The organism is Archangium sp., assembly GCF_036388035.1.
Classification (GTDB): domain Bacteria; phylum Myxococcota; class Myxococcia; order Myxococcales; family Myxococcaceae; genus Archangium.
Genome location: NZ_DASVSO010000999.1, coordinates 1 through 3,146, shown reverse-complemented (window position 1 = coordinate 3,146; position 3,146 = coordinate 1). Strand labels below are relative to the sequence as shown.

Below are 3,146 nucleotides of genomic sequence, written 5' to 3'. Positions count from 1 at the left end.
GGACATGCGCGCTCTTCCAGCTGGCGCTTCTCCACGGAGCAGCCCGTCTTCAGTGCCTTGAAGTACTCCTCGATGTACCAGCACGCCCGGTAGGTATCGACCACGCGTGCGACGTCCTCGGGAGTGTCGATGGGCTCGCTCGTCACCAGTCGCCACTCCACGGCTTCCTGCCCTGACGCGGGTGTGGCTCGTAGACGTAGACAAAGTTGAGGGTGAGGCAGGCAGGCTCCCCCTTTACGTGCAGGGGACGCTTGAGAATCAGACGCTTGGCCTTGACGCACAGCTTGGCCTCTCTGGCCTTGCGCGGCGGCCGGCGCTTGTGCTGGCCCGCTCGTCACTCCTGCGCACCACGAAGTGCTGTTGGTGCAGTTGCAGCGCGGCGTACAACATCTTGAGGATATGACAACCAGACCAGTTCGGTCAGGTCTCGAGCGGCAGGGCATCCTCTTCAGGGACATTCCTAAAAAGGGTTAGAGCGCATGGTAGGACGCCCACGCAGAGCTTTCAAATGCCTCGACCAGATGACTGGGCGAGTTCGGCGGCGAGCTGGATGGCGCGCGGGTGCTGATGCCCGACCAGCTTCGCCAGTATGAACTCGAAATGCTCACGCGTCGGACCTGCCGCGGGCAGACTGGGCCCTTGTTCGTGAGCCATCTCCTCGAGGAAGTCCGTCATGGCCTCTTGGGCCTCCTCTGCTTCGAGAGCTTCGTCGAGCGGCAGTTCATGCACCCAGGCCAGGAAGTCCTGTCGCAAGCCCCGGGCCGCAGGTGTTCGGAGGAGGCGTATGAACTGCCCTGCCGCACGGCCAAGGCCGAAGGCATGCTTCGCCCAGAGTCGCCAGCGCCCACGGAGCGTCTCTGCGAGCTGCGTCCGCTCCGCAGTCCACCGAGCCGAAAGCCCTATCGCGCGAGCAGCACCCACCAGCGCGCAAGCGACGTCAGAGCGACCCCACCCCCACCAGCTTGGCTTGGCGAGCGCCCAATCCAGCACGGCGACGGCTGCCGTGAGGGGTGCAGGCGCAGGGGGCTCGTCGTCAACTGCCGCCCGCCAGATGAGCTCCAAGAGCTCCTCGAGAAAATGTTCAGCCTCCTCGGGCAGGCTCAACCACGGGAGAAGGAGCTGCTCTCGTTCACTGCTGTCTTGGGCCCACACAATGGCTGTCCCAAGCCGCTCGAGAAGCGCCTGATGAGCATCGTGCGGCACATGGCTCTGGTGCTGGTCGGTCCAGTCAATATCCGCGAGTACCCGCTTGCTCCATTCCAGGAGGTGGGCCAGTGGAAGCGTCCGCTGGGTTCCGGATTCGTTGCCCCGGATCCATGAGAACTCAGCGGTGATGTAGCCCGAGTTGAGCGACGGGTACCGTCGGTCCGGCGGCGTGATGGGCAGCCCCGCGGGCCACCACTGATGGCTCCCACGCCACACCTCGGACGGCTCCATGAGCACTGTAGAGCCCTGCTTGCTCTCCGCGGATAACTGCTCCTCCGAGCAAGGTTCCTGCGCGGGTGTCAGCTCTCCATTGACGAATGCCACCACTTGCGCATTCCAGACGCTGTCCAGCTCACGCGCCCAAGGGGCATCAGGTGCAAATTGTCCGATGGCTTGGGCATACTGGATGATGTCGAAGCTGCGCGCGACGAACAGGCCCATGAGCAGGACCTTGGAGAAGTCCTCACCCAGTCGCTCTCTCTCAGCGCCAAGGACCTGGAACAGGCGGGCAATCGCGGAATAGTGAAATGCCTTGATGAGTTGCGTGATCGCGCCCCTGAGCTCAGGCTCCTGAGGAGCGTCTAGCCAGAGCCTGGACACTCCCTCCGCGCAGAAGTCATCCCAGGCAAAAGAGCCAACGGCTTCACGGCTATCCAGTTCAAAGCGGGCTGGCGGATGGTGGCAGGTGTGGAGAAGCCAGCTACGACACTCTTCCTTCCACTCAGGGTGCTGCTCAAGCCAAGTGGAGAAGCGCACGATGGCGACGGCGGCAACGCCACATCGGCAGGTGTCGGCATCCACCAGCATCATGAACTCTGGCTGTTGAGCGTCATTGGTTATCGAGCGCGCCGTTTCCAGCAAACGCTCGAGTCCCTCTTCCGTGATAGTGGCCGCACCTTCCAGGATGGCTTGGCACCGAATCGGAAGTGAGAGCCGAGCGAAGCGGTCGGCCGCGGCCTGGGACTCACGGCTCGACCGATCCACAAGTGCCGCCGGCGGTTGGTACTTGTAGGCTGTGCCGCCGTCACGTTCTACCTGCTTCCAATTGGCGGGATCAAAGAGCGCGTCGAGTTCCTCCAGGTGTCTCCGCTCGCCAGAATCCGTGACGGCTGTGCGTTCGTCGGCCCAGCGCTTCCGAGCGTTCTCGACGGCAGGCCACTGACAGTCGTGTTGGACGAAGATGTAAGCCGCCACCCCCACCAGATCTCGAGCGCGATGCCTCAAGTGATGCCAGGCTTGGGCCTGTTGCTGTTGATGCCTAGGCTTGACCTTCCACGCAATCCTGGCCGCCAGGCTCTGTTCCTGAGAACGGGCTGCCATCACTGCCGCAATGCGGAGTGCATCCGTGGAGCAGACGAGGAATTCCAGCGGCCCCCTCAGCAACGAGGGGCGATAGACCGCCAGCTCGATCAGCACGCCGATGATCGCTGTCGACCGCGAGTGGATGAGCAGCTTGAGGTACTCCTCGCTTAGGTCGCCGACATCGGCTCGCTCATAGAGCCACCTCTCGAGTGACATCAGGGCCGCTGCCGCGACTCTGGGCGCGTGCCCCCGGTGCCACAAGGCCACGTGCTCGTCACCGGTGAACTCCCTGGACTGATCGTCAATCCACAGCGTGATCTTGGGCGGGGTCTTGGGTCTCGCAAGAAACGCCGGGAGCACTTCTGGGGATGAGTCCGATACCTCTTTCATCTCCAGCCAGCGCTCGGATGCAAAGTCGAGGAGCCGGACGACGAGGCGCAGGCCTGCCTCGGGATGTCGCGCGAGCAATCTCGAGACGGGCGCAAAGTCGTGAAATGGAGGATAGGCCGCCCGAAGCTGCTCCAGGTCGAGCTCATTGTAATAGCGCTCTGCCACGCGAAGCTCGTCGTGTCGTCGAACCGAGATGAAGAGCGCAAGGAACACCTCGGTGGCGAACTCAGGTCCAAGCTCGATGAGCT

Annotated in this window: 1 protein-coding gene; it reads right to left on the bottom strand. The window is 63.0% G+C overall.

The features are described 5' to 3' along the window. Positions 1–504: 504 nt before the first annotated feature. The coding region (locus tag VF697_RS41290) for a hypothetical protein (protein WP_331103957.1) at positions 505–3,146 on the bottom strand (2,642 nt) is incomplete at its 5' end.